The following is a 25,137-nucleotide window of genomic DNA, read 5'->3' on the forward strand; positions in this document are numbered from 1 at the left end:
GAGCTTTCCCACGCCGCCGGGTCACGTCCCGATGCGGCGTCTCCCCATGTTTTCGTCTCCGTTTTCTTCCGGTGAAAGGATTCTTCATGCGCACAACCCTGCTCCGAGCCGGGAGCCTGGCCGGGGTGACCGTCGCCGTTCTCGCCGGCTCGGCCGGTGTTTCGGCCGCGGACGACGCCGTCACCGGATCCGCTTTCGGCGCGTCCGCAACCGTTTCGCTGCTCCCCGGGGTGCTCACCGACAGCAAGGGCATCACCGTCGAAACGGGTGAGCTCGCGAAGTCGAGCAGCACCGGTCCGGCCTCCGCGAGCGTCGCCGACGTCCCGCTGAAGGGTCTCGTCACGGCGAAGGCGATTTCCAGTTCCGTAGTGGGCGGTGCGGGTTCCGTGGCCGCCAAGGCGAGCGTCGCCGAGGTGACACTGCCGCTGCTGGCCGCGGCCGCCGGCCGGGTCCCGTCGATCCGGCTGGTCAGCGCGCGCTGCGGGTCGGCGGACGGGCACGTCACCGGCAGCAGCGACCTCGCCGGGGTCAACCTGGGCCGCCTCGGCACCCTGCCCGCGGCCACCTCGCCCAACCAGAAGCTGGGGATCCCCGGTGTCGCCGAGGTGATCGTCAACGAGCAGGTCCAGCGTTACGACGGCGTGCTCGAAGTGACGGCGCTGCACATCAAGCTCCTCGGCGGCAAAACCACCGAAGCGCTCGGCCGTGGTGACGTCAAGCTCGCGTCGGTGGCCTGCGGCCCGTCCAAGGAACGCGCACCCGAAGCGCCGCCGAAGCCGACCGGCCCCGGCCAGGTGGTCGTGGTCCCCGCCGGCGCCCCGCAGACCGGTGACGGCAGCCTGGCGGCCGGGCGGTGAGAGGACTGCCGATGCGCGCACTGCTTGTCGCCGTCGTCGCGCTGGTGCTCGCCGGGTGCGGCGCGACGGCGGCCCCGTCCGCCGCGCCACCACCGGCACAGGCCGCCGTCAGCCTGGCGCGGTCCCTGCCGACCGCGCTCGACGTCCCCGCGATCGAAGCGAAGTCGACGCTCGTGTCGCTCGGCCTCAACCCCGACCGCACGGTCGAGGTGCCGCCGGTCGACCAGCCGCTGCAGGCCGGCTGGTACGAGTACGGCCCGACCCCGGGCGAGGTCGGGCCGGCCGTGATCCTCGGCCACATCGACGGTGACCACCGCAAGGGCATCTTCTGGCGGCTGCACGAGCTGAAGCCGGGCGATCCGGTGCACGTCGACCGGGCCGACGGCGGCAAGCTGACGTTCGAGGTGACGAAGGTCGACCAGATCGCGAAGAAGTCGTTCCCCACGGAAGCCGTCTACGGCAACACGACCGACCCCGAGCTGCGCCTGATCACCTGCGGCGGCCAGTACGACGCGGCGAACCGGAACTACCTCGACAACGTGATCGTGTACGCGAAGCTCAAGCGGTGAGGGTCAGTCCCGCCCGGATCGGGACGCCTTCAGGAACTCCCGGTTGAGCGAAGCGATGCTGGCGAAGGGAATCCCCTTCGGGCACGCCGCGACGCACTCTCCCGTGTTGGTGCAGCCGCCGAACCCTTCGGCGTCCATCGTGTCGACCATGTCCAGCACCCGCCGGGCCCGCTCCGGCCGGCCCTGCGGCAGCAGGCTCAGGTGGGTCACCTTCGCCGCGGTGAAGAGCATCGCCGAGCCGTTCGGGCAGGCGGCGACGCAGGCGCCGCAGCCGATGCAGGTGGCGTTGTCGAAGGCCAGGTCCGCGTCCGGCTTGGGCACGGGGGTCGCGTGGGCGTCCGGGGCGCTGCCGGTGGGTGCGCTGACGTACCCACCGGCCTGGACGATCCGGTCGAGCGCCGAGCGGTCGACGACCAGGTCCTTGATCACCGGGAAACCCCGGGCTCGCCAGGGTTCCACGTCGACGACGTCGCCGTCGGCGAACGAGCGCAGGTGCAGCTGGCAGGACGTCGTGCGCTCCGGCCCGTGCGCCTGCCCGTTGATCACGACGCCGCAGGAGCCGCAGATGCCCTCGCGGCAGTCGTGGTCGAAGGCGACCGGCTCTTCGCCGTTCTCGATCAGCTCCTGGTTGAGCACGTCCAGCAGCTCGAGGAAGGACATGTCCGGGCTGACGTCGTCGACGGGGTAGGAGACCAGCCGGCCTTCCGTGGCCGGGCCGGCCTGCCGCCAAATGCGGACGGTGAGGTTCATGTGTAGCTCCGCTGGGTCGGGTGGACGTGCTCGAAGACGAGCTCTTCCTTGTGGAGCACGGGTTTCTCGCCGTACTCCCAGACCGCGACGTGCGAGAAGCGCTCGTCGTCGCGGCGGGCTTCGCCGTCGGCGGTCTGGTGCTCCTCGCGGAAGTGGCCGCCGCACGACTCCTCGCGCACGAGGGCGTCGAGCAGCAGGAGCTCGGCGAGCTCGAGGAAGTCGGCGACCCGGCCGGCCTTCTCGAGCTCCTGGTTCAGCTCGACACCGGTGCCGGGGACGCGGACGTCGCGCCAGAACTCGGCGCGCAGCTCGGGCACCCGCTCGAGGGCCTTGCGCAGCCCGGCCTCGGTGCGGGCCATGCCGCACAGGTCCCACATCATCAGGCCCAGCTCGCGGTGGAAGGAGTCGACGCTGCGGGTGCCGTTCACCGCCAGCAGCCGCTCGACGCGCTCGCGCACCGCACGCTGTGCCTCCACTACCGCGGGGTCGTCGGCCGCGACTTCGTCGAGCCGGCCCTGGCCGAGGTAGTCGTTCACCGTCGCGGGCAGCACGAAGTAGCCGTCGGCGAGCCCCTGCATCAGCGCGGACGCGCCGAGCCGGTTGGCGCCGTGGTCGGAGAAGTTCGCCTCCCCGATCACGAACAGGCCCGGAACCGTGCTCTGCAGGTCGTAGTCGACCCAGAGCCCGCCCATCGTGTAGTGGATGGCCGGGTAGATCCGCATCGGCACCGCGTACGGGTCGTCCGCGGTGATGCGCTGGTACATGTCGAAGAGGTTGCCGTACCGCGCTTCGATGGCCGGCCGGCCCATGCGCGTGATCGCGTCGGCGAAGTCGAGGTAGACGCCGAGACCGCCGGGCCCGACGCCGAACCCGCCGTCGCAGACGTTCTTCGCCGCGCGGGACGCGATGTCCCGCGGCACCAGGTTCCCGAAGCTCGGGTACAGCCGCTCGAGGTAGTAGTCGCGCTCGTCCTCGGGGATCTCCGACGGCGGCCGCGGGTCACCCTGCTGCTTCGGCACCCAGATGCGCCCGTCGTTGCGCAGCGACTCGCTCATCAGCGTCAGCTTCGACTGGTGCTCCCCCGAGCGCGGGATGCAGGTCGGGTGGATCTGGGTGAAACACGGGTTCGCGAAGTACGCGCCGCGCTTGTGGGCGCGCCAGATCGCGGTCGCGTTCGAGCCCTTCGCGTTGGTGGACAGGTAGAAGACGTTGCCGTACCCGCCGGTCGCGAGGACGACGGCGTCGGCCAGGTGCGTGCGGATCTCCCCGGTGACGAGGTCGCGCGCGACGATGCCGCGGGCCCGGCCGTCGACCACGACCAGGTCGAGCATCTCGGTCCGCGCGTGCAGCTCGACGTGGCCGGCGTCGATCTGGCGCGACAACGCCTGGTACGCGCCGATCAGCAGCTGCTGGCCGGTCTGGCCGCGGGCGTAGAAGGTGCGCTGCACCTGCACCCCACCGAAGGAGCGGGTGTCGAGCAGGCCGCCGTACTCGCGGGCGAACGGCACGCCTTGGGCCACCGCCTGGTCGATGATCTGGGCCGACACCTGGGCGAGCCGGTACACATTGGACTCCCGGGAGCGGAAGTCGCCGCCCTTCACCGTGTCGTAGAACAGGCGGTACACCGAGTCGCCGTCGTTGCGGTAGTTCTTGGCCGCGTTGATGCCGCCCTGCGCGGCGACCGAGTGGGCGCGTCGCGGGGAGTCCTGGAAGCAGAACTGCACCACGTGGTACCCCTGCTCGGCCAGGGTCGCCCCGGCCGACCCGCCGGCCAGCCCGGTGCCGACGACGATCACGCGGTGCTTGCGCCGGTTCGCCGGGTTGACGAGCTTGGCGGCGAACTTCCGTTCGTCCCACCGGTTCTCCAGCGCGACGGCGGGCGCCTTCGGATCGGCGATCGGGTCGCCGACGACGTAGGGTTCCATGTCAGTCCACCAGTCCCGTCATGATCGCGACCGGGACGAGCGCGTACCCCGCCGCGATCACGATCGCCGTTGTGCTGCCGAGGATCTTGATCGCCCGCTCGCGGCGCGCGCTGGTGACGCCGAGGGTGCGGGCGGCGCTCGCGAAGCCGTGGTGGATGTGCAGGCCCAGCATCGCGAGGGCGACGAGGTATATCACGTTGACCCACCAGACCCGGAAGTCCGCGACGAGGTTGTGGTACGGGTCGCCGGGCACGAAGTCCTGGTTCACCCGGCCGACGGTGAAGTCGAGGATGTGCCAGACGACGAACACCGCCAGGGTCGCGCCGCCCCAGCGCATCGTGCGCACCGCGAACGTCGCGCGCACCGGCCGCCGGTGGACGTAGCGCACCGGCCGCGCGCGAAGGTCGCGCCGGACCAGCTGCACCGCCGCGGTGACGTGCAGGACCAGCGCGACGAGCAGGACCACCCGCTGGATCCACAGGAACCAGCCGTGGGGCAGCACCGGCTCGCCGATCGTGCGCAGCCAGTGCGCGTAGTGGTTGAGGTCGTCGGCGCCGAGGAAGGTCTTGAGGTTGCCCACCATGTGCGCGGCCACGAACGCGAGCAGGAGCGCGCCGCTCACCGCCATGACGATCTTCTTGCCGATCGTCGAAGCCCAGAACTGCCGGAGGGCCGGGCGGCGCCGCCGCGTCGCGGGCCGGTCTGCGAGGTCGTTCACCACCCGACCGACGGTAAGAGCCACGCGACCAGAGGTCAAAGACATCATCACTCTGCACTCGATAGCCATCGCCTATCATGGACGGATGCAGCTGCACCAGCTCGCCTACTTCGTCGCCGTCGCCGAACACCGGCACTTCACCCGCGCCGCCGAGGAGGTGCGGGTCGCGCAGCCCTCGCTGTCCCAGCAGATCCGCACGCTCGAACACGACCTGGGCGCGGCGCTGTTCCACCGGATCCGCGGCAACGTGACCCTGACCGAGGCCGGCGAAACGCTGCTGCCGATCGCGCGGCGGATCCTCGCGGAGGCCGAGACCGCGCGGCGCGCGATCCGGGAGCTGGACGAGCTCGACCGCGGCCGCGTCCGGCTGGGTGCGCCGCCCAGCCTGTGCACGGGTCTGCTTCCGCCGATGCTGTCCGCGTTCCGCCGCCGGTACCCGGGCATCCAGCTGGAGCTGCACGAAAGCGGTTCGGGTGACCTGCGGCAGCGGCTGTCCGAAGGCGCGCTGGACCTCGCCCTGCTGGCCGGCGCGCGGTCGCCGGGTGACGCCCGGCTGGCGGCGACGCCCCTGCTGCTGGAGGAGCTCGTGGTGATCTCCCCGAAGGACACGCCGGTGGAGCGTGCCGGCGCCCGGCTCGCCGTCCGCGAGCTCGTGGACGTCCCGCTGGTGATGTTCCGGCGGGGGTACGACGTCCGGGAGGCGACGGTCAACGCCTGCCGTGCCGCCGGCTTCGAACCGTCGTTCGCGATCGAAGGCGGTGAGATGGACGCGGTCCTCGAACTGGTGCGCGCCGGGGTGGGCGCGGCGGTGGTGCCGAGCACGGTCGCCGGTGACCGGTTCCTGATGACGCGGTTCGTGCCGGAGGCCGGCATGACCCGGATCGTCCAGCTGGCCGGCCGCCGTGACGTCGACCCGACCCGGGCGGTCCGCGCCCTGCGCGACGCGATCGTCGGGTTCGTCGCGGATCCCGCGCACCGCGAGGACCTCCCGCCCGGCATCGAGTCCCTTGTGGATGGACCGAAGGTCAGCCGCGGGCGAAGTACAGCACGGTCATCGTGACCGCCGTGGTCAGCACGACCCCGCGCAGCACCCGCCCGGAGAGCCGGCGGACGGCCCACGCGCCGGCAGCCGGCGGCGGGGTCCAGCCCGAGCCCGACACTCCAGAACGCCGGCATCATGATCCCGACGGCGCCGCCGAAGTAGCCGCCGTACGCGCCCAGCAACGCCTGTCCGATGAGGACACCGCGCGCCCCGAGGTCGATCGGGTGGCCGATGGCGCGCGCCGGCAGCCGCGAGATCCCCCGGCCGAAGGCCGGCACGACGGTCGCGAACGCCAGCAGCCACGGAACGGCCGCGCTGAACGACGTCGCCGGGAGGACCAGCAGCAGAGCGGCGCCGAAAACGCTGCCCAGCACACTCGCGGTCGCCAGCGAGGCGGCGGACGTCGGGCCGACGCTGACCACCTGACCCCGGTAGGTCCACGCGCCGGCCACCGCGCCCGGCAGGAGGGCGACCGTGCTGGAGGCGTTGGCGACCACGGGTGGCAGGCCCGCGGCCACCAGCGCGGGCAACGCGGCGAACGTGCCGCCGCCGCCCGCGGCGTTCAACGCCCCCGCCAGGAAACCGACCAGTGGCAGCACAATCGTCTCGAGCATCGGGCCAGGATGGCGACCGGACGCCGGGGCCACAACGCGCCCGTCGCGTGGACTGCCCCGGCCGCCGAGTCGGCCTTGCTCGGCAAAATCCGTCCTGACAAGGCGTTCTCCGGGGTCTGGTCCCCCGCACCGATCACTCTCGCGGCTGAATCCCAGCGATTCTTTGCGCTGGACCGATCGCCGCGGCGGGCGAACACTGAAGACCATGCCCCCTGGTGTTCCCGAAGCGGCCGGCGAGCCGGACCGCGAGACGACGGACCTGGTCCGGCTGCTGCGGCGGTTCGCCGTCCGCGCGTTCGTGCTGGCCGCGATCGTGGCGCCGGCCGGGCTGACCACGGTCGCGATGGCGCTGACCCTGATCGGGTTCGGCCTGCTCTTCGCGCCGGTCCGCGACCGGTAGGGCTCAGCCGAGCAGGTGCGTCAGCAGCGCCCGGGCGGCCGGGTTCGCCGGCTTCGGCCCCCGGCCCGCGAGGTGGATCGCCCGGCTGAACCCGGGCCGGCCGATCCTCGCGAACGGCAGCCCGGACTTTTCGGCGACCGGCTGCGGGACAACGGAAACGCCGAGCCCGGCCGTCACGAGCTCGACCAGCAGCGGCATGTGCGTGGCTTCGCAGACGCGGTTCTGCCGGACACCCGCTTCGGCGAAGCGGCGGGCGACCATCGCCTGGATCCCGCTCCCGCTGAAGTCGACGAACGGCTCGTCGTCGAGCTCGGCGAGCCGCACCCGGCGCCGGGCCTCCAGCCGGTGCCCCGGGTGGCACAGCAGCACGAGGTGCTGGCTCCACTGCGCGAAGCTCGCCAGCTCGGCCGCGAGCGGGTCTTCGCCGGCCAGGAACGCCAGGTCGAGCTCGCCGTTGCCGACGCCGGCCGAGAGGTCGGGCACCGTGCTTTCGCGCACGTGGATGCGGACGCCCGGGTAGCGCACCCGGAACTCGCCGAGCTTGGCCGGCAGGTCGACGACGGTGAGCGTCTGGATGGTCCCGATCGACACCTGCCCGCGGGTCAGGCCCGCGACGGCCGCCACCTCACCCCGCGCCGCGACGACGTCGGCGGTGATCCGGTGCGCCAGCGGCAGCAGCGCCCGCCCGGCCTCGGTCAGCGCGACCCGCCGCGTGGTCCGGTCGAACAGCGGCGCGCCCAGCTCGCGTTCGAGCTTCCGGATGGACGCGCTCAGCGCGGACTGCACCACGTGCACGTCCTGCGCGGCCCCGGTGAAACTGCCGCTGCGCACCACCGCGAGGAAGTGCTCGACCTGCCTCAGCTCCATCGGCCGACCCTAACGCCCGGCGCCCTCCCCCGCCGGGGTGACGCACTCGCACAATGAACCGCTCCGCCACCGGAACCGTGGTCACGCTGGGAAACAAATATCCACTCCGCCGGGTGGAGCCACATGATCAACATCCCGGACGCGGCCATCGCTCACTGACACACGGTGTTTTCCCGCCCGGGTAAAGGTTTTCCGACCCCGACCGGGCGTACGGAACCCGAAGCGCGGCGCCAAGGTCAACTCGCTGGTAGCGTGCGCCCGGCCCGGCCGTGATCGCGATTTTCCGCGCCCGGCCCAGCGATTCCCCTCTCCGAAGCACAATTCAGACAAGGCGTCCCTTGACCTCCCTGACCCACCCCGCCCCGCGGGAGCCGGCCCCGCTCGGCACGCCCGACTGGCACGTGACCGCGTTCCTCGGACCGCAGCCGGGCGACGGCGACCCCTCGCCGCTCCACGCGGTGCGCGACCTCCGCGCGCGCATCCTGTTCGACCACGGGCGGCGGCCGGCGTTCCTGCGCGCCGACGGCACCCCGGTCGACGACCAGGACCTCGACTTCGGCGCGTGGCACTTCATCGCCCGCAGCAGCCCCGCCGGACCGCCGCTCGGCTACATCCGGCTGTCCACACCGGACAGTGGCGCGCCCTTCCAGTCCCGGGTCTACCTCGGTGACGCGCGGTACGAAGAACTCCTGGCCGCCGAAGGGTTCGCGGAACACGAGGTGTTCGAGCACAGCCGGCTCGTCGTCGAGCACCGAGCGCGGAAGCTGGGCCTCGGGCAGTACCTGAACGCGCTGGCCATCGCCGCGGCGCACCACCTCGGGGCACGCGCGATGATCGGCACGTCCGGCACGAAGGACGGCCAGGACCGGTTCCACGAACGGTTCGGCTTCCGGCCCGTGCCCGGCACCCGCCGGTACGTCCAGCGCTACACCGAAGACGTCGTGATCATGCTCCACCGCGTCGCCGACGGCGCCGGCCGGCACCACGACCTCGTCACCCGGCTGCGGGCGGAGTTCCCGGTGATCGCGGCGGCCGGGGCGAGCTCGGTCACCGCCGCGCCGGTGGCGTCCCGCACCGCCCCGGTCAGCCTGACCACCGCGGCCGCGCCGGATCGTGAGGTGTGGCAGCCGGTGCTGTTCACCCCGGCCGAAGCGGCCGGGCTCGACGGGCTGAACCGGCTGCTGGCCTCGGGCGAAGTCCGCGAGGTCCACGACACCCTCGACGAGCAGCTCGCCGAACTGGTCCGCAGCCGGGAGCCGGCCTGCCGGGACGCCGGTGAGCTCGCACGCAAGAAGCAGGACCAGCTGGCGGGTCTCGCGCCGTGGCAGTACGGCGCCTGGGCCTGGTACCCGTGGTCCGGCCGGCTCGTGCACCTCCTGCCGCGCGAAGAGTTCCGCCTGGTCCGCACCGACCGCAACCGCGGCCGGATCGAGCGGCCCGAGCAGCGCGGCCTGTTCGGCAAGCGGATCGGCGTCATCGGCCTGTCGGTCGGCAACAGCGCGGCGCTGACGTTCGCCCTGGAGGGCATCGGCGGGGCGTTCAAGCTCGCCGACTTCGACGCGTTCGGCCTGTCGAACCTCAACCGCCTGCGCGCCGGGGTGCACCACCTCGGGGTCAACAAGGCCGTGCTCTCGGCGCGGCAGATGTACGAGATCGACCCGTACCTCGACATCGAGATCCAGCGCGAGGGCCTGACCCCGGACACCATCGAGGAGTTCTTCCGCGGCGGGCTCGACCTGCTCGTCGAGGAGTGCGACACGCCGTGGGTCAAGATCGCGGCCCGCGAGTACGCCCGGGACCTCGGCATCCCGGTCGTCATGGACTGCAACGACCGCGGCATGCTCGACATCGAGCGCTTCGACCACGAACCCGACCGGCCGCTGTTGCACGGGCTGCTCGGCGACGTGAAGTCCGTCGACCTGCTCGAGCTGGGCCCCCGGGAGAAGGTCGACCTCGTCCTCGCCATGGTGGACGCCGAGCGGATCAGCCCGGAGCTGGCCGCGTCGTTCGGCGAGCTCGGGCGCACGCTCAGCAGCTGGCCGCAGCTGGCCTCCGGCGTTGCGCTCGGTGGCGCGCTGTGCGGAGAGGCGGCCCGGCGCGTCCTGCTCGGGCGGCCGTGCGGGTCGGGCCGGTTCTACACCGACCTCGAGCAGCAGCTGCACCCCGCTCGGGACGTGTACGCCGGGGGTGCGGTGTGACCGGCCTCGGCGTGCCCGTCACCATCGCCGGGACGGGCGTGCATCTGCCGCCGGACGTCGTCACCAACGCGGAGCTGGCCGAGACGCTCGACACCTCCGACGAGTGGATCACCACCCGCACGGGCATCCGGGCCCGGCGCCGGCTCGCGCCGGAGCGGGCGACGTCCGACATGTGCGTGCCGGCGGCCGGGGAAGCGCTGGCGGCGGCCGGGCTCACCGCCCGGGACGTCGACGTGCTCATCGTCGGGACCTACACCTACGACCAGCCGCTGCCGTCGACGGCGCTGATCGTCAAGGAGCTGCTCGGCGCCGACCGGGCGCTCACCCTGGACGTCACGCAGGCGGCGTGCGCCAACGGCGTGCAGGCGCTGTTCCTCGCGGCGCACCTGCTGCAGACGTCGGCGGCGTCGACGGTCCTGGTCGTCGCGGCCGACTGCGCGTCCCGCGTGACGGACCCGGAAGACCGCACGACGCGGGTGTTCTTCGGCGACGCGGCGGGCGCGGCCGTCCTCACCCGGGCCGCGGCGCCGGGCGCGGGCCTGCTCGGATGGGACTTCGGCAGCGAGCTGTCCCACGACGTGGAGATCCCGGCCGGTGGCTCGCGGCTCCCGGCGGGCGCCGGCACCGTCACCGAACGCCGGCACTACCTGAAGATGGACGGCCGAGCGGTCTGGAACACGGCGACCCGCTGCCTGCCGGACAGCATCCTGCGGGCCGCCGGCCACGCGGGGGTGCCGATCGAGGACGTCACGCACTTCTTCCTCCACCAGGCGAACTTGAACATCGTCACGGCGGCGCTCGACAAGCTGGGCATCCCCCGCGACCGCGCGCCGATCACGGTGGACCGGCTGGGCAACACCGGTTCGGCGGGGGTGTTCACGGCCCTGCACGAGCTGTTCGGCCGCGGCCGGGTCCGTCCGGGCGACACGTACGTGGTGTCGTCGATCGGGGCGGGGTTCCAGTGGGGCACGCTGTGCTTCCGGCACGCGTGAGCTGAGCCGTCCGGGGCCGGCCTGGTAGAAACGGCAGGTCCGATTCCACCGTTCGCCGTACCGGGGGTGTGATGACCGCCGGGCCGGTCGAGGCGCAGTTCCGGGCGGCCGTGACGCGGTTCGCCGGACCAGCGCGGGCGGGGGCGACGTCGGTGGTCGGGGTCTTCGGCGTCGTCGCGGCGCCGGTGAACGCGGTGCCGCTGGCGTTCGGGCTGCTGGCGCTCACGCTCGTGGCGAGTGCGGCGGACGTCTTCACGCGTCGTTCGTTCGTGCTGTCGGTGCTCCGGGCCGGCGCGGTGTGCGGGTGCCAGCCGTGGCTCACCTCGGTGCCCGGCGAGGCGAGCCTGTGGGCGCTCAACGTGCTGACGATCACCGCGATCACGTGGCAGTGGGAGCACCCGCCGCGCATGACCGGCCCGGCGCTGGCCGTGTTGCTGGCGACGGGGATCGTGGCCGGCCCCGGCGGGTGGCTGCCGGTGGTGCTGCGGGTGGTGGTGGAGTCCGTGCTGGCGCGGCTGGCGTTCGTCCTGCTCATCCGCTCGACGGCGCGCACGGACGCGGTCCGCGCCGAACAGGCGGCGCTCGTGCAGGCCGAGGCCCTGGACCGTGACCGCCGCCGCCGTGAGCGCGAGTACCTGGCCCTGCTGCACGACACGGCGTCGGCGACGTTCTTGGCGGTGGCCACGGGCACGGCCACCGACCCGGCGGCGGTGGCCGGCTACGCGGCCCGCGACCTGGCGATCCTGACGGACGACGCCGACCGCACCCCGGTGGACCTCGAAGCCGGCCTCCGCATGGTGCTGACCGGCCGCGCGCTGCCGGTGTCGGCGGTGTGGGAGCCGGTCCCCCGGATCCCGGCGGCCGCGGCGCTGGCCCTGGTGCGCGCGGCGGAGGAGGCACTGCGCAACGCGGAGCGTCACTCGGGGGCGGAGGCGGTTTTCGTGCGCCTGGCGGCGGGCCCGGGAGGGGTGACGGTGACGGTTGCGGACAACGGATCGGGCTTCGATCCGGCACAGGTCTCCCCGGCCCGCCGCGGCGTCCGCGGCTCGGTCGTGGAGCGCATGAGCGCGGTCGGCGGGACGGCGGAGGTCGAATCCCGGCCCGGGGCGGGGACGGCGGTGACGTTGAGGTGGTCGCGTGCCTGACTTCGCCCGTCTCGAGGCGGCTCCCGAGATGATCGGGTCCCGCTCCGCCGCCACCCCGAGCGGTCTTCTCACCGACCCCGCTGTCCGGCTGGCCGCCGCCATCCGGATCATGCTCGTCGGCGTCACCGTCTCCATCCAGTTCGGGCTCGGGCTCGTTCCGCTGCTCCGGCACCACTCCGCCTACCGGCCGCCGCTCGCCGCCGATCTCGCCTTCGTCGCCTTTGCCCTGGTCACCGGGGTGTGCGCCGGGTGGGTGCTGCGCCGCAAGGCGTTGCCCGTTGCCGTCGCCGCCGCCGGGACGCTCGTGGTGCTCGCCGCCTCCGGCGCCGCGACCGCCGCACTGCCGGCGGACACCTACTTCCGGGAGGCGCACTGGTCCTTCGGGCTCGCCGGCTGGCCGCTGCTGGTCCTGCTCGCCGACCGGACGCCCGCTCTGGTCACCGCGATCGGCGCGCACACCGCCTTCACCGTCGCCCAGTTCCTGCTCGACGGCACCCCGATCCGCACCGAGCTCGGTGACGCCGCCATCGTGCTCTTCGGCGTCACCACCTTCCAGCTCGCCATCGCCGCTCTCATCCGGCTGCTCGACCGACGCGCGGGCGAAGCCGCTGCGGCCGCCGCTGAAGGGGAACGCCTCGCCACGCGAGCCGCGCTCACCGCGCAAGCCGGGCACGAGCTGCGGATCGGGTTCGCCGAACAGCTCGGCGCCACCCTGCCGCTGCTGGCCGGCCTCGCCGACGGCACCGTCGACCCCCGCACACCCGAGGCCCGCGCCCGGTGCGCGCTCGCCGCCGCGCAGCTGCGACGGCTCTTCGCGGAGAACGACGACGTGCCCGACCCGCTGGTGCACGAGGTCGGCGCCTGCTTCGACGTCGCCGAGCGGCGCGGGGTCACCGTGGTGCTCGCCGTCAGCGGCGACCCCGTCGACGTCCCGCCCGCGGCGCGGCGTGAGCTGACCGGGCCCGTGCTCGCCGCCCTGACCGCGGCCCGCACCCGCGCGCGGGTGAGCGTGCTGCGCACCCCCGGCCTGGTCCGGGTCGCCGTCGTCGCGGACACTGCGGGCGGCGACCCCGGTTTCGCGGGATCGGCGGCGGTCCCCGTCACGTCCCGGTCCCGGGACGGTCAGCTCTGGATGGAGGCGCAGTGGCGACCCGAGTGACGGCGGTCGTCGTCGACGACCACCCGGCGGTGCGCGCCGGGGTCGCGTACTGGCTGGCGGCCGGCGCGCCGCCGATCGACGTCGTCGCCGAGGGCGAGGACGTCAAGGCCGCCTGGCTCGGCGCCGGCGCCACCGCCGACGTCGTGATCTTCGACCTGCACCTGGGTGGGCCGGCACCCGCGTTCGGCGACCTGCGGCGGCTCGCCGAGGCCGGCCGCCGGGTCGTCGTCTACTCGATGCGCGCCGACGACGACGTCGTCCTGCAGTGCCTCGAGCTGGGCGCGCTCAGCTACCTGACGAAGGCCGAAGGCGGGGAGCACCTCGTCGAGGCGACCCGGGCGGCCGCCGCGGACCGGCCCTACACGCCGCCGTCGCTGGCCGGCGCGCTCGCCGGGGACCGGTCGGAGACGCGGCCCGCGCTTTCGGCGCGGGAGGCCGAAGTGCTCGTCGAATGGTTCCAGTCGGAGTCGAAGGAGTTCGTCGCGCACCGGCTCGGGATCTCCGCGAGCACGGTGAACTCCCACCTCGAACGCATCCGCGTCAAGTACGCGCGCATCGGCCGCGAGGCGCCGACGAAGGCCGCGCTCGTCGCGCGCGCCATCCAGGACGGCCTGATCGGCGTGGACGACTTGTGACCCCGGTGTGGTGCGAACAGCCCACACCGCGGCCCGGCCGGCCGGGTTAGCGTCCCGCTACGGTGCCGCGCGGGCGCGCCCGCGAACACCCTGGGGGTGCGGTCGCGGGGCGCCGGCGCGGCGCTCTCCCCCGCCGGAACTCCTCCGGCGGGCAGCACGAGGAGATCCATGAAGCACGTCCGCACCACCCTGCTCGCCGCCTGCGCCGCCACGCTCCTGCTGTCCGCGTGCTCCGCCGAACCCGGTCAGGCGGCGCCCGCCGCGCCCCCGAGCGCCCCGGAGTCTTCCGCCCCGGCCGAGCCGAGCGAGTCCGCGACCGGCGCGGCCGCGCCCGCCGGCGACGTCACCAAGCCCGGTACCGAGCTGAAGCTCGGCGACCGCGCGGTCGTCCCGTTCAAGTACGGCACGAACAAGTCCGGCACGATCGCGATCACCGTCACCGCGATCGACAAGGGCGCCAACGCCGATCTCGCGAAGTACGGCGACAAGGCGAAGGGCATCACGCCCTACTATCTGCGCGCGACGATCGAAAACGTCGACGGCGCCGACCTTTCCTACTCCTCGGTGACCCTGCGGGCCCTCGGCGCCGACGGCCGGTCGACCGGCGTGATCATCACCGGCAGCACCGACCAGTGCAAGTCCGGCACGGCGGGCAAGGACTTCACGACCCCGGGCGCGAAGTTCGAAAGCTGCACGCTGCAGGGCGCACGCGAAGGGTCGGCCGTCGCGGCCGCGACGTTCGACAAGGGTGACGGTTACGACAAGTCGCCGCTGGTGTGGAAGAGCTGACCCGGCGTCGTACGCGGCCGAGTCGACAAACGGACTTTTCAGCCGATCCTGTGCTCGACCGCGTCGCGGCGGTCCTGCTCAACGACCGGTGACGTCCATCCGCACGTCGCCGGCCGGGACGACGTAGACCGAGTCGGAACCCTTGCGCCAGTGGTCCGAAACCAGCAGGTAGCGGTCCGGAAGCGGCCGCAGCAGCACCAGTCCCGTGTACCGGAACTTGTACTTCGTGTCCGGCTGCGCCAGCGCCACGACCGTCACCCCGGGCCCGGACACCGCGAGCCGGTCGACGCTGTAGAGCGTGATCGCCGGGCGGGCCGGCAGGCTCGTCGCCACCGCGACCGCCGCCTGCTCGCCCGTGCGGCGCGCGTAGTCCGCGACACTCCACAGTAGACCGATGAGTGCCAGCACCGCGAGGATCAGCGGCCGCAGTCCCGGTTTCGCCGGTTCCGCCGGCCGCGGGGCCGCCCGCAGCCGGTCCGCGTACGCGAGCAGGCCGGCCGCGGTCAGGAGGGTCAGCGGCAGCGCGATGTCCGGCGCCCAGGACACCGTCGCCGGCACCAGCATTCCCACCGCCAGCACGCCCAGCGCCACTCCGCCGAGGACGTACGCCGTGGTGATGCCCGCGTCCGCGAGCACCCGGCCGCGCGCCGGACGGCTGGTCAGCGCCGCCGGCAGCACCACCGTCCGGTGCACGGTGACCGCCAGCAGCGCGAGGATGCCGACGCCGATCAGCGGCAGGAAGGTCGCGTTGACGCTGCGCAGGGTGTAGTCGGCGGGGGAAAATCCCAGGAGGCTCACGTCGATCCCGAAGTACCCCCACGTCGCCTGCGTGCGCACCCAGCCGAAGTAGAACAGCACCGACGACAGCAGCACGGTCTGCGAAAGCACCGCCGTCGCGCGGGTCCACCACCCGGCCGGCCGCGCGACGGCGGCCGGGGCCGGGCGGCGGGAGTCACGGAGCCGAGCCGGTCGACGGCGCGGGCGCACCGCTGTCCTCGGGCTCCGTGGTGGTCGGCGGCTGCGACATGGTCGGCTCGGGCAGCGTCAGCGACGGCCCGGTCGGGTCCGCCGCCCGAGGGGACGGGCTGGCGCCGGGCGGCAGCGAGTCGCCACCCACCGGCGCGGTGTCCGACGACGTCGCCGGCGCGCCGGAGCCACCGCAGCTTTCGGCCGACACCAACGGAACCAACCCGAGCACGGCGACAACACCGGCCACGCGGATCAGGGATCTCATGCCCGGGACAGTCGCCGGAGCGCGAGCCGGCGTAACCGCACTCCCCCGGATTCCCCCCAACGGCCGAACTACCTGGGCGCGGCCCGGACGTGGGCACGTTCGCCCTGGCGGCCGATGAGGCTGAGGAACTCGACCGGCCCGTCGCCCGTCGCCCCGAACCAGTGCGGGGTGCGGGTGTCGAACTCCGCGGCCTCCCCCGGTTTGAGGACCAGGTCGTGCTCGCCGAGGACCAGGCGCAGCGTCCCGTTCAGCACGTAGACCCAGTCGTAGCCCTCGTGCGTGCGCGGGCTGGGCTCGGCGTCGCCGGCGGGCAGGACGAACTTGTACGCCTGGATGCCGCCCGGGCGGCGGGTCAGCGGCAGGATCGTCGAGCCGTCCTGGCCGGCGATCGGCCGCAGGTGCACCCGCGGGTCGCCGGTCGGGGGCGCGTCGACGAGCTCGTCGAGCGTGACCTCGTAGGCCCGCGCCAGTGGGAGCAGCTGTTCCAGCGTGGGACGGCGCAGGCCCGCTTCGAGCCGCGACAGCGTGCTGGCCGAAATCCCGGTCTGCTCCGCCAACGCCGTGAGCGTGGTTTCGCGCTGCAGCCGGAGCCGCTTCAGCCGTGGCCCGACGGCGTCGAGCGTCCGGTCGGTCGTTTCGTCCATCCGGCCATTTTGCCATTCGGCAAGAAACTTTGCCAGATAGCGCGGTCCGGGCGCACGGTGGCCCGGTGAACGCATTCGACCGGCCCTACTGGGAAGACCACTGGCGGCAGGCCCACCACGGCCCGGGCACGCCCAACCCCCACCTGCTCCGCGAAACCGGCGGCCTGACACCCGGCACGGCCCTGGACGCAGGCTGCGGCCAGGGCAGCGAAGCCCGCTGGCTCGCGGCCCGCGGCTGGGCCGTCACGGCGGTGGACATCGCCGCCGAAGCCCTCCCCGCCTCGGCGGGCGTCCGGTGGGTCCGCGCGGACCTGACCACCTGGGCGCCCGGCGAGCGGTTCGACCTCGTCGTGACGCACTACGCCCACCCCGCGATGCCGCAACTCGCCTTCTACCACCGCATTTCCGGCTGGGTGGCCCCCGGCGGCACGCTGCTAGTCGTCGGCCACCGGCACGGGCACCACCACCCCGACGAGGCGTCGGTGACCCCCGAGGCCATCACCGGAGCACTCGGCGACGGCTGGCGGACCACCACCGCCGAGACCCGCACCCGGACCGCGCCGAACGGCCGCGGCTCGCTGCACGACGTCGTCGTGCGCGCCACCCGGGAGGAGTCATGACCACCATCACCGACCCGCGCCGGCGGCGCACCGTCCTGGTCGGCGTCTGCCTCGCGCTGATGGCGGTGATCGCGTCGGTGTCCGGGCTCAACGACGCCCAGCCGGAGCTCGCGATCGAGTTCGGCGCGTCGCAGGGCACCGCTGGGGCCGGAAACCGGTGCTGCTGGGCGGGTTGACGCTCTTCGGGCTGGCGAACGTCGTCGCCGGTCTCGCGCCGTCGGCCGGGATCCTGATGTCCGCGCGGCTGCTGAGCGGGGTCGGCGCGGCGATGATCATGCCAGTCACGCTGGCCGTCATCACGGCGACCTTCCCGGACGAGGAGCGGTCCCGGGCGATCGGCGTGTGGACCGGTGTCGCCGGGGCGGCGGCATCCTCGGGATGTTCCTGTCGGCCGTGCTGGTGGACGTCGCGAGCTGGCGATGGCTGTTCGTCCTGCCGGTCGTGCTCGTCGTGGCCGCGGCGGCCGTGACGCTGCGGGCGGTGTTCGGGGTGCAGACGGGGATCTTCGTGGTGCTCTTCCCCTACTTCGAAGCAGTCCTCGGCTGGTCCGGCTTCCGCTCGACCCTGGCGCTCATGCCGACGGCGCTGCTGATGATGGTCGCGTCCGGGCTCGCGCCGGGGCGCGCGCGACGATGGCGGCCGGGATCGTCCTGAGCGCCGCGGGCCTGGTGCTCATGGCGGTCTTCGTCTCGGTCGGCGGCGGGTACCTTTCGGTGCTGCCCGGCATGCCGGCCACCGAAGCCATCACCGGCGCCCTGCCGCGGGAGCGCCAGGGTGGCGTCCGCGCTCAACGACGTCACCCGGGAGCAGGGCACCGCGCTCGGGGTCGCGCTGCTCGGCACGGTCCTGGCCGCCGGTTGCCGCGGTGCCCTCGGCTCCCGGCTCGACGGCGTTTCCCCGGAGCTCGCCGAGAACGCGCGCCGGGGTGTCGCGAACGCCGTCGCGGCCGGCTCGCCGGCGGTGGCCGACGCGGCGCGGCAGTCCTTCGTGGACGGCTGGCAGCAGGCGATGTGGGCCGGCGCCGGGGTGCTGGTGGTCGTGCTCGGCCACGTGCTCCTGCGCGGCCCGGGGCGAAAACCGTCTTTTCGCCGGTATACAACCAGCGGGAAGATCGGTTAGCGTCCGCTGGTGAAGTTCACGAGTGCGCTGCTCTCGACGATGCTGGCAGTAGGCGCTCTGGTCCCCCTCGCCCCGGCTCCGGCCCGGGCCGAGGCGGACCCGGCGCCCTGGGCCGGCCCGCTCAGCACGCGCGGCCGCTACATCGTCGACGCGAACGGCGACCGCTTCAAGCTGAAGGCCGCCAACTGGCACGGCGCGAGCGGCACGTGGACCGGCTCGGGCGACGTCGACGACCCCGCGAACCACCACGCCGGGGAGATCGCCTACCAGACCCCGCTCGGCCTGGACCGCGTCTCCGTCGACACGGTGATCGACGGGCTCGCGCGGCTGGGGCTCAACAGCGTGCGGCTGCAGTTCTCCAACGCGATGATCCACGACACCCGGCCGGTCCCCGACCTGCCGGCCAACCCGGACCTCCACGGCCTGACGCCGTTGCAGGTCTACGACCGCGTCGTCACCCGCCTCACCGCACGCGGGTTCGCCGTGATCCTCAACAACCACACCACGACTTCGCGCTGGTGCTGCGGGCTCGACGGCAACGAGCGCTGGAACACCGCGCAGACCGAGCAGCAGTGGCAGGACGACTGGCTGTTCATGGCCCGCCGGTACGCCGCGAACAAGCGCGTGGTCGGCGCGGACCTCTACAACGAGGTCCGCCGCAACACCTTCGACGACCCGAACTGGGGCTGGGGCAACGACAAGGACTGGCAGCGCGCGACCCAGCAGGTGGCCGACCGCATCCTGAGCGAGGCCGACCGGGACCTGCTGATCATCGTCGAAGGCATCAACTGGACCGGCCTGCCCATCGACGGCTTCGCCCACGGCCGCCCGACCCTCGAGCCCGCCCGCACGCTGTCCCACACGCTCGTCGAGTCCGGGAAGCTCGTCTATTCCGCGCACTTCTACGGCTACACCGGTCCGAACCACTCCGGCGCCACCGGCATCGGCGAGACCCACGACCCGCGCTACCGCGACCTCTCGCCGCAGGACCTGCGCGACACGCTGTACCGGCAGGCGTTCTTCGTCTCGGCCGACACCGGCAAGCACTACACCGCGCCGCTGTGGATCAGCGAGTTCGGCGAGGGCCGGAACACGACGGACCCGGCGTCGCGCGCGTTCTTCGAGAACTTCGTGAACTACCTCGCCGAGACCGACACCGACTTCGCCTACTGGCCGGCGGTCGGCTTCCAGACCAATGGGACCGGCGACGGCTGGTCGCTGCTCGCCTACGACACCGCCGGGCGGCGCATCGACGTCCTCGACGGCACGGACTGGCGCGGGGCCGCGTGGCAACGGCTGATCACCGCACCGTCGCGCACCGGCCGGATCCCGGCGGCCGACCACTGGTCGATGCTGAACCTCGACTACGCGGACTTCCCGGCGTCACTCACAGTCCGCGCCAAGCCCGACTGGGACCCGGGTGCCCGCAAGGGCGCCTGCCCCGACGGCCAGCGGCTGACGGGCCTGGCCCACACCGGCGGTCGCGGCCTGTGCACCGGCACGCTCGCGGTCCCGTCCGCCTACACGACGGTCCGCGACGAGTCCTTTGTGGACACCGACTGGGCGTCCGGGTACACGAAGGTGCAGTGCCCGGCCGACTCCGCCGTGGTCGGGTACAGCGTCAAGGGCGCGGCCTTCTCCGCCGTGCTGTGCGGCAAGTCCGCGACACCGCTGGGCCGCACCGGGCGCACGGTCTGGTTCGACCGCGGGGACAACCGGCCCGCCGGTGATCCCGGCGGCGACTTCGCCTCCGGCAGCTACAAGGGCCAGTGCGCGCCGAACGAGTACGTCGCCGGGGTCGCCTACACCGGCCGCATCGGCTCCGGCAAGACGCCGGACGCGCTGTTCTGCCGCTCCTGAGCCACCGCCAGGCTCAGCGCGACCGCCCGCTCGGCCAACGGGGACAGCGTCCGGTCCGCCGGCCACGCCAGCCAGATCTCCCGCGGCGCGAGCGCGGGCTCGAGCGGGTGCGTGACCAGCCCGTCGTCGTCCGGCCGGCCGTCGAGGGTCAGCAACGGCATCACGGCGACACCGAGGCCGGCGCGCACCATCGCCAGCACACCCTGGTTGTCCGCGGTGCGGAACACGATGAGTGGCGAGACCCCGGACTCGGCGTACACGCGTTCCACGCGCGCCTGGTCGCAGATCGGCGGCTGCGCGACCATCGGCGTCTCGTGCAACGCGGTGAGCGGCACCGGCCCCGGCGTACGGATCGGCCAGCACCCGGGTCTGCTCGACGTCCCGGCCGACCCGGCCGTCGAAGAACAGCAGGTCCAGCTCGCCGATCCGCGGCTCGTCCGTCTCCTCCTCGAAGAGGCGGACGTCGGCCGCCGGGTGCTCGTCCCGCAGCCGCCGGACCACCGCGGGCAGCAGGACGTTCGTGACGCTCTGGAAGGTGCCGATGTCGACCCGGCCGTCCCCGGCCTTGAACCGCTCGACGGCGTCCTCGGTCGCCGCGGCTCGGGCGAGGAGCTCCCGGCCGTGGGCCAGGACGACCTCGCCGAGCGGCGTCAGGCGCACCGCTTTCGGCCCGCCCGGGCGGTCGAACACCGCGCCGCCCACGGACTTCTCCAGCGCGGCGACCTGCTGGCTGACGGCGGACTGGGTGTAGCCGAGGCGCTCGGCGGCCCGGCCGAAGGTGCCTTCGGCCGCGACGGCGTCGAGTGTCGCGAGGTGACGCAGGTCCAGCATCAGCACAGCTTATCGAATCAGGCAGAATTCATCGCTTTTCGCGATCACTTGGTGCCCTTACGTTCCTTGCATGACTCCTCGGCATGCCCTCTGGCTCCCCTTGTTCGACGCCCTCGCCGACCCCGCGCTGATCGCCCGCCTCGCCGCCGAAGCCGAAGAAGCCGGCTGGGACGGCCTGTTCGTCTGGGACCACCTGCGCTGGCGCGAGCCGGTCACCGCCGTCGCCGACCCGTGGATCACCCTGGCCGCGGTCGCCACCGCCACCTCGAAACTCCGCTTCGGCCCGATGGTCAGCGCGATCACCCGCCGCCGCCCGGTCAAGCTCGCCCGCGAAACCGCCACCCTCGACCGCCTCGGCGGCGGCCGGCTCACCCTCGGGGTCGGCCTCGGCAGCGACCGGTTCGGCGAGGAGTTCTCCCGCACCGGCGAGGAAACCGACGACAAGGTGCGCGGCCGCATGCTGGACGAGGCCCTCGACGTCCTGGCCGCCGCCTGGTCCGGCGACGTCGTGCACCACCACGGTGTTCACTACACGGTGGACGACATCCGGTTCCTGCCCACGCCGGTGCGGCGGATCCCGGTGTGGGCGGCCGGGTTCCCGGGCAAGCTCCGCCCGATGCGCCGGGCCGCGCGCCTCGACGGCTTCTTCCCGGTGAACCTCACTTCACCGGACCAGTTCGCCGAAGTGGCCGCCCAGGTCGAGGCCCTGCGCACGACGACCGGGCCGTTCGACCACGTCGCCGAAGTCACGCCCGGCCAGGACAGCTCCCCGTACGCGCGGGCGGGCGCGACCTGGCTGCTGACCGCGTTCGACCCGGAGTCGCTGTCGGCCGACCACGTGCGCGGGGTGCTGCGCGACGGTCCGCGCTAGCGGATCCGCAGCTTCCGCATCAGCTTCAGCCCGGAAAGCATGCCCTCGACGTACTTTTCGTAGCTCTGCCCGGCCCGCGGCCCCATGACCTGCTTCTTGAGCACGGCCCGGTTCTGCACGTCGGTGTACTTGAGCAGCCCCTGGTCGCCGTGGCGGGCGCCGACCCCGGAGCTCTTGACCCCGCCGGACGGCGTTCCCTTGGCCGCGAACGCCGTGGCGAGGATGTCGTTGATGTTGACGTTGCCCGACTCGATGCGCGCGGCCACCGCGGCCGCGGCGTCGACGTCGCGGCCCCAGACCGAGGCGTTGAGGCCGTAGTCGGTGTCGTTGGCGAAGGCGACGGCCTCGTCGACGCTGCCGTACTTGTGCAGCGCCACCACGGGCCCGAAGGTTTCGGTGACCCCGCAGTCCATGTCCTTCGTGACGCCTTCGAGGATCGTCGGCTCGAAGAACGCCGGGCCGAGGTCGGGCCGGGGCTTGCCGCCGCAGAGCACGGTCGCGCCCTTCGCGACGGCGTCGTCGACGTGCGCCTTGACCCGGCGCATGTGGTCGACCGAGACGAGCGAGCCCATCTCGGGCCCGAAGTCGTAGGCAGCGCGGACGTCGAGCGCCTTCGCCTTGGCCACGAAGGCGTTCTTGAACTCGTCGTAGCGCGACCCGGGCAGGTAGATCCGCTCGATGTGCATGCAGATCTGGCCGGTGTTGCCGAACGCGCCGAAGATCGCGCCCTGCGCGGCTTCGGCGAAGTCGGCGTCTTCGAGCACGATCATCGGGTTCTTGCCGCCGAGCTCGAGGCAGCAGCCGATGAGGTTCCGGCCGGCCCGTTCGCCGATCACCCGGCCGGTGGCCGTGGAGCCGGTGAACATCACGTAGTCGGCGTGGTCGATCAGCGTCGGCCCGACGTCCGGGCCCTCGCCGCAGACCACCTGGAACAGGCCCGCGGGCAGGCCGGCCTCCTCCAGCAGCTGGATGCCGTAGAGCGGCGAGAGCGCCGTTTTGTTGTCGGGCTTGAGCACCACCGCGTTGCCGGCCATGAGCGCCGGGATCGCGTCGGAAATGCCGGTGGCGAACGGGAAGTTCCACGGCGCGATGACCCCGACGACCCCCTTGGGCCGCCGGATCTCGGTCGACGTCGTCAGCAGCGGCACCGGCCCGCCGCGCTTCGTCGGCGCCAGCAGTTTCGCGGCCCGCTTAAGGTAGTGGCTCATCACCATCGCCGGGTCGCAGGTCTCTTCGATCGCCATCCGGCGGTTCTTGCCGCTCTCGACCTGGATGAGGTCGGCGACATCGGTGGCGTGGGCGACGAAGAGCGCGTGCGCCCGCTTGAACACCGCCAGCCGCCGCTTGAGCGGGGTGGCGGCCCACTTCGCCTGCGCCGCGCGGGCGACGGCGAACGCCGCCTCGATGTCGGCCGGCGCCGACTGCGGCAGCTCGACGAGCGTCTCGCCGGTGTAGACCTCGGTGAGCGGCCAGGTCGCGCCGGCCGGGCCCGGCACCCGGGCGACGAGCCGCCGCAGGAGCGCGTCGGTCACCGACGCCGGACGGGTGAGCTGGAGCGGGGTGAGGGTCATGGCCGGCTTCCCGTCAGTGGTCCGCGAGCACGAGGTGCGCGCCCATCTCGCCGATCATGATGCTGGGCGCGTTGGTGTTGCCGCCGGTGATCGACGGCATGATCGAGGCGTCGCAGACCCGCAGGCCGTCGACCCCGCGGACCTTGAGGTCGGGTCCGACGACGGCGAGCTCGTCGACGCCCATCCGGCAGGTGCCGACGCCGTGGTAGACCGACGTCGCGCGGTTCAGGATCGCGTCGCGCAGCTCCTGGCCGCGCAGCCCGGTGCCCGGGTGGATCTCTTCCTTGACCGAGCCGTTGAACGCCTTCGACGCGAAGATCTCGCGCACCAGCTCCGAGCCCTCGCCGAGCACTTCGAGGTCGGCCGGGTCGGCCAGGTACTGGAAGTCGATGAGCGGCGCCGCCGTCGGGTCGCCCGACGCGAGCCGCAGGGTGCCCCGGCTCTTCGGGTAGATCAACGTCGTCAGCACGGTCAGCGCCGGGCGCTTGTCGACGTCGTGGCGGATCGGCGCGTCCTGGTTGGGCGAGACGTACGCCCACGGCAGCAGGTGCAGCTGGAGGTCGGGGACGGCCTCGGCCTGGGACGTCTTCAGGAACGCGACCGCTTCGAAGACCGAGTTCGCCAGGAAGGTCGTGCCGGGGCGCATCAGCTCCCGGGCCAGGCCGCGCGCGAAGTAGCCCGGCGTCCCGGAGTTGCGGCTCGACGAGACGTGGAAGGTCAGCGCGTGGAACATGTGGTCGTGCAGGTTGTCCCCGACCGGCAGGTCCGCGACGACGCCGATGCCGAGCTCCCGCAGGTGGGCCGCGTGGCCGATCCCGGAGAGCATGAGCAGCTGCGCGGAGCCGACGAACCCGGCCGAGAGGATGACTTCCTTGCCGGCGCGGACCGTGCGCCGGCGGCCGCGGTCGAGGACTTCGACCCCGGCGGCGCGGCCGTTCTCGATGAGCACCTTCGTCGCCAGCACCCCGGGCTGCACCTGGAGCGTCGCGGGCGCGAGACCGTGGACGTAACCACGCGACGCGCTGTAGCGCAGGCCGTCGGCGGCGTTCTGCTGCATCCGGCTGACGCCCTCTTGGGACTCGGCGTTGTAGTCGTCGAGGATCTTGCAGCCGACGGCGTCCGCGGTGGCCTGGATGAACTGCAGGGTCCCCTCTTCGGGGCGCTTGTTGCGGGTGACGCGGATCGGGCCGCCCGCGCCGCGGAAGGCGTTCTCGCCGTCCTCGAAGTCCTCCATCCGCTTGTACGCGGCGTTCACGCTGTCGGCGTCCCAGCCGGTGTTGCCCTCGGCGGCCCAGGAGTCGAAGTTGGCGCGGTTGCCGCGGACGTAGACCATGCCGTTGATGGAGCTGGACCCGCCGACGACCTTGCCGCGCGGCACCGGCATCCGTCGATCTAGAACGTGTTTCTGCGGGACGGAGTAGTAACCCCAGTCGAAGGGCTTCTTGAGCTGGGGCACGGCGTGCATGGGGCCGACCAGCCCGGGCTTCTTGATCATCATCTTCTGGTCGGACTTGCCGGCTTCGAGGACGATGACACTGGCTCCCGCGGCAGCCAGCCGCCCGGCGACCGCGGCACCCGAACTCCCCGACCCGACGACCACGTAGTCGGCCTCATCGCCGCGCGGCGCCCTGTTCGCCATTTCCGCTCCTCGGTCGGCCCGCCCCAGAACTGTAACCTGTTCTAGTTCGGTCAACCGTATAGCGTCCCGGCCGGGTTCCGCAATGGCG

The 25,137-nt window shown here is 72.8% G+C and carries 29 protein-coding genes and 2 pseudogenes; 18 read left to right on the forward strand and 13 right to left on the reverse strand.

Going from position 1 to position 25,137, the window contains the following annotated elements:
* Positions 1–86: 86 nt before the first annotated feature.
* Positions 87–857, forward strand: a complete 771-nt coding sequence (locus tag ACZ61C_RS12460; protein WP_465305902.1) for a choice-of-anchor P family protein — start codon at positions 87–89, stop codon at positions 855–857.
* 11 nt (positions 858–868) lie between these two features.
* Positions 869–1,426: a class F sortase gene (locus ACZ61C_RS12465; RefSeq protein ID WP_465305904.1), complete on the forward strand. Its 558-nt coding sequence runs from the start codon at positions 869–871 to the stop codon at positions 1,424–1,426.
* Between the two features lie 3 nt (positions 1,427–1,429).
* On the opposite strand, the gene ACZ61C_RS12470 is transcribed toward ACZ61C_RS12465, so the two are convergent.
* The 3 genes from ACZ61C_RS12470 to ACZ61C_RS12480 are packed head-to-tail and all read right to left on the reverse strand — an operon-like array spanning position 1,430 to position 4,822.
* A complete protein-coding gene (locus tag ACZ61C_RS12470; protein ID WP_465305906.1) occupies positions 1,430–2,176 on the reverse strand; it encodes a succinate dehydrogenase/fumarate reductase iron-sulfur subunit in 747 nt (248 codons plus the stop codon).
* Positions 2,173–4,101 (reverse strand): fumarate reductase/succinate dehydrogenase flavoprotein subunit, encoded by a 1,929-nt coding sequence (locus ACZ61C_RS12475; protein ID WP_465305908.1) that lies wholly within the window; start codon positions 4,099–4,101, stop codon positions 2,173–2,175. The genes ACZ61C_RS12470 and ACZ61C_RS12475 overlap by 4 nt, the downstream gene beginning before the upstream one ends.
* Before the next feature lies 1 nt (position 4,102).
* Positions 4,103–4,822 (reverse strand): succinate dehydrogenase cytochrome b subunit, encoded by a 720-nt coding sequence (locus ACZ61C_RS12480; RefSeq protein WP_465305910.1) that lies wholly within the window; start codon positions 4,820–4,822, stop codon positions 4,103–4,105.
* 82 nt (positions 4,823–4,904) lie between these two features.
* On the opposite strand from ACZ61C_RS12480, the gene ACZ61C_RS12485 reads away from it, so the two are divergent.
* Positions 4,905–5,879 carry a LysR family transcriptional regulator gene (locus ACZ61C_RS12485; RefSeq protein ID WP_465305912.1) on the forward strand — a complete coding sequence of 325 codons (975 nt, stop codon included), beginning with the start codon at positions 4,905–4,907 and terminating at the stop codon, positions 5,877–5,879.
* On the opposite strand, the gene ACZ61C_RS12490 is transcribed toward ACZ61C_RS12485, so the two are convergent.
* A complete protein-coding gene (locus tag ACZ61C_RS12490; protein WP_465305914.1) occupies positions 5,845–5,979 on the reverse strand; it encodes a hypothetical protein in 135 nt (44 codons plus the stop codon). The two genes, ACZ61C_RS12485 and ACZ61C_RS12490, sit on opposite strands and share 35 nt — an antisense overlap.
* Positions 5,980–6,016: 37 nt before the next feature.
* Positions 6,017–6,682, reverse strand: a pseudogene (locus ACZ61C_RS12495) (sulfite exporter TauE/SafE family protein); the annotation flags it as partial.
* On the opposite strand from ACZ61C_RS12495, the gene ACZ61C_RS12500 reads away from it, so the two are divergent.
* Positions 6,681–6,875, forward strand: coding sequence for a hypothetical protein (locus tag ACZ61C_RS12500; protein WP_465305916.1), 195 nt, complete (start codon positions 6,681–6,683; stop codon positions 6,873–6,875). The pseudogene ACZ61C_RS12495 and the gene ACZ61C_RS12500 overlap by 2 nt on opposite strands.
* Before the next feature lie 3 nt (positions 6,876–6,878).
* On the opposite strand, the gene ACZ61C_RS12505 is transcribed toward ACZ61C_RS12500, so the two are convergent.
* Positions 6,879–7,742 carry a LysR family transcriptional regulator gene (locus ACZ61C_RS12505; RefSeq protein ID WP_465305918.1) on the reverse strand — a complete coding sequence of 288 codons (864 nt, stop codon included), beginning with the start codon at positions 7,740–7,742 and terminating at the stop codon, positions 6,879–6,881.
* Between the two features lie 338 nt (positions 7,743–8,080).
* On the opposite strand from ACZ61C_RS12505, the gene ACZ61C_RS12510 reads away from it, so the two are divergent.
* The 6 genes from ACZ61C_RS12510 (at position 8,081) to ACZ61C_RS12535 (ending at position 14,660) form a co-directional block, all read left to right on the forward strand.
* A complete protein-coding gene (locus tag ACZ61C_RS12510) occupies positions 8,081–9,940 on the forward strand; it encodes a ThiF family adenylyltransferase (RefSeq protein ID WP_465305920.1) in 1,860 nt (619 codons plus the stop codon).
* Complete coding sequence (locus ACZ61C_RS12515) at positions 9,937–10,932, forward strand: 3-oxoacyl-ACP synthase III family protein (protein WP_465305922.1); 996 nt, start codon at positions 9,937–9,939, stop codon at positions 10,930–10,932. Before ACZ61C_RS12510 ends, ACZ61C_RS12515 begins: the two co-directional genes overlap by 4 nt.
* 71 nt (positions 10,933–11,003) lie before the next feature.
* A complete protein-coding gene (locus ACZ61C_RS12520; protein ID WP_465305924.1) occupies positions 11,004–12,077 on the forward strand; it encodes a sensor histidine kinase in 1,074 nt (357 codons plus the stop codon).
* Entirely contained in the window at positions 12,070–13,236 is a 1,167-nt protein-coding gene (locus tag ACZ61C_RS12525) for a hypothetical protein (protein WP_465305926.1), read from the forward strand. The genes ACZ61C_RS12520 and ACZ61C_RS12525 overlap by 8 nt, the downstream gene beginning before the upstream one ends.
* On the forward strand, positions 13,221–13,871 hold the full coding sequence (locus ACZ61C_RS12530; protein WP_465305928.1) for a response regulator transcription factor: 651 nt from the start codon (positions 13,221–13,223) through the stop codon (positions 13,869–13,871). Before ACZ61C_RS12525 ends, ACZ61C_RS12530 begins: the two co-directional genes overlap by 16 nt.
* A gap of 168 nt (positions 13,872–14,039) precedes the next feature.
* A complete protein-coding gene (locus tag ACZ61C_RS12535) occupies positions 14,040–14,660 on the forward strand; it encodes a hypothetical protein (protein ID WP_465305930.1) in 621 nt (206 codons plus the stop codon).
* Positions 14,661–14,738: 78 nt separating this feature from the next.
* Here ACZ61C_RS12535 and ACZ61C_RS12540 read toward each other — a convergent pair whose 3' ends face one another.
* The 3 genes from ACZ61C_RS12540 to ACZ61C_RS12550 form a co-directional block, all read right to left on the reverse strand.
* Positions 14,739–15,647 (reverse strand): hypothetical protein, encoded by a 909-nt coding sequence (locus ACZ61C_RS12540; RefSeq protein WP_465305932.1) that lies wholly within the window; start codon positions 15,645–15,647, stop codon positions 14,739–14,741.
* Positions 15,613–15,894 (reverse strand): hypothetical protein, encoded by a 282-nt coding sequence (locus ACZ61C_RS12545; protein ID WP_465305934.1) that lies wholly within the window; start codon positions 15,892–15,894, stop codon positions 15,613–15,615. Before ACZ61C_RS12545 ends, ACZ61C_RS12540 begins: the two co-directional genes overlap by 35 nt.
* 68 nt (positions 15,895–15,962) lie before the next feature.
* Positions 15,963–16,538: a helix-turn-helix domain-containing protein gene (locus ACZ61C_RS12550; protein ID WP_465305936.1), complete on the reverse strand. Its 576-nt coding sequence runs from the start codon at positions 16,536–16,538 to the stop codon at positions 15,963–15,965.
* A 65-nt stretch (positions 16,539–16,603) separates the two neighbouring features.
* Here ACZ61C_RS12550 and ACZ61C_RS12555 point away from each other — a divergent pair, with 65 nt between their 5' ends.
* The 6 genes from ACZ61C_RS12555 (at position 16,604) to ACZ61C_RS12580 (ending at position 20,137) form a co-directional block, all read left to right on the forward strand.
* Entirely contained in the window at positions 16,604–17,158 is a 555-nt protein-coding gene (locus ACZ61C_RS12555) for a class I SAM-dependent methyltransferase (RefSeq protein ID WP_465305938.1), read from the forward strand.
* Complete coding sequence (locus ACZ61C_RS12560) at positions 17,155–17,334, forward strand: hypothetical protein (RefSeq protein ID WP_465305940.1); 180 nt, start codon at positions 17,155–17,157, stop codon at positions 17,332–17,334. Before ACZ61C_RS12555 ends, ACZ61C_RS12560 begins: the two co-directional genes overlap by 4 nt.
* Positions 17,316–17,627 carry an MFS transporter gene (locus tag ACZ61C_RS12565; RefSeq protein WP_465305942.1) on the forward strand — a complete coding sequence of 104 codons (312 nt, stop codon included), beginning with the start codon at positions 17,316–17,318 and terminating at the stop codon, positions 17,625–17,627. The genes ACZ61C_RS12560 and ACZ61C_RS12565 overlap by 19 nt, the downstream gene beginning before the upstream one ends.
* Complete coding sequence (locus tag ACZ61C_RS12570; RefSeq protein ID WP_465307063.1) at positions 17,537–17,812, forward strand: hypothetical protein; 276 nt, start codon at positions 17,537–17,539, stop codon at positions 17,810–17,812. The genes ACZ61C_RS12565 and ACZ61C_RS12570 overlap by 91 nt, the downstream gene beginning before the upstream one ends.
* Before the next feature lie 120 nt (positions 17,813–17,932).
* Positions 17,933–18,277, forward strand: a complete 345-nt coding sequence (locus tag ACZ61C_RS12575; RefSeq protein WP_465305944.1) for a hypothetical protein — start codon at positions 17,933–17,935, stop codon at positions 18,275–18,277.
* A gap of 39 nt (positions 18,278–18,316) precedes the next feature.
* Positions 18,317–20,137, forward strand: a complete 1,821-nt coding sequence (locus tag ACZ61C_RS12580) for a glycoside hydrolase family 5 protein (RefSeq protein ID WP_465306996.1) — start codon at positions 18,317–18,319, stop codon at positions 20,135–20,137.
* Here ACZ61C_RS12580 and ACZ61C_RS12585 read toward each other — a convergent pair.
* Entirely contained in the window at positions 20,080–20,472 is a 393-nt protein-coding gene (locus ACZ61C_RS12585; RefSeq protein WP_465305946.1) for a LysR family transcriptional regulator substrate-binding protein, read from the reverse strand. The two genes, ACZ61C_RS12580 and ACZ61C_RS12585, sit on opposite strands and share 58 nt — an antisense overlap.
* A 185-nt stretch (positions 20,473–20,657) precedes the next feature.
* Here ACZ61C_RS12585 and ACZ61C_RS12590 point away from each other — a divergent pair, with 185 nt between their 5' ends.
* The gene (locus ACZ61C_RS12590; protein ID WP_465305948.1) at positions 20,658–20,888 is read left to right on the forward strand and encodes a hypothetical protein; all 231 of its coding nucleotides are present in this window, start codon (positions 20,658–20,660) and stop codon (positions 20,886–20,888) included.
* On the opposite strand, the pseudogene ACZ61C_RS12595 reads toward ACZ61C_RS12590, so the two are convergent.
* Positions 20,834–20,968: pseudogene (locus ACZ61C_RS12595) on the reverse strand (LysR family transcriptional regulator); the annotation flags it as partial. The gene ACZ61C_RS12590 and the pseudogene ACZ61C_RS12595 overlap by 55 nt on opposite strands.
* Positions 20,969–21,038: 70 nt before the next feature.
* Here ACZ61C_RS12595 and ACZ61C_RS12600 point away from each other — a divergent pair.
* Positions 21,039–21,839 (forward strand): LLM class flavin-dependent oxidoreductase, encoded by an 801-nt coding sequence (locus tag ACZ61C_RS12600; RefSeq protein ID WP_465305950.1) that lies wholly within the window; start codon positions 21,039–21,041, stop codon positions 21,837–21,839.
* Here the strand turns inward: ACZ61C_RS12600 and ACZ61C_RS12605 are convergent.
* Positions 21,836–23,410 carry a succinic semialdehyde dehydrogenase gene (locus ACZ61C_RS12605; RefSeq protein ID WP_465305952.1) on the reverse strand — a complete coding sequence of 525 codons (1,575 nt, stop codon included), beginning with the start codon at positions 23,408–23,410 and terminating at the stop codon, positions 21,836–21,838. The genes ACZ61C_RS12600 and ACZ61C_RS12605 overlap by 4 nt on opposite strands.
* Before the next feature lie 13 nt (positions 23,411–23,423).
* Complete coding sequence (locus ACZ61C_RS12610; protein WP_465305954.1) at positions 23,424–25,049, reverse strand: GMC family oxidoreductase; 1,626 nt, start codon at positions 25,047–25,049, stop codon at positions 23,424–23,426.
* Between the last annotated feature and the right edge of the window lie 88 nt (positions 25,050–25,137).

This window comes from Amycolatopsis sp. NPDC104587, from assembly GCF_055583645.1.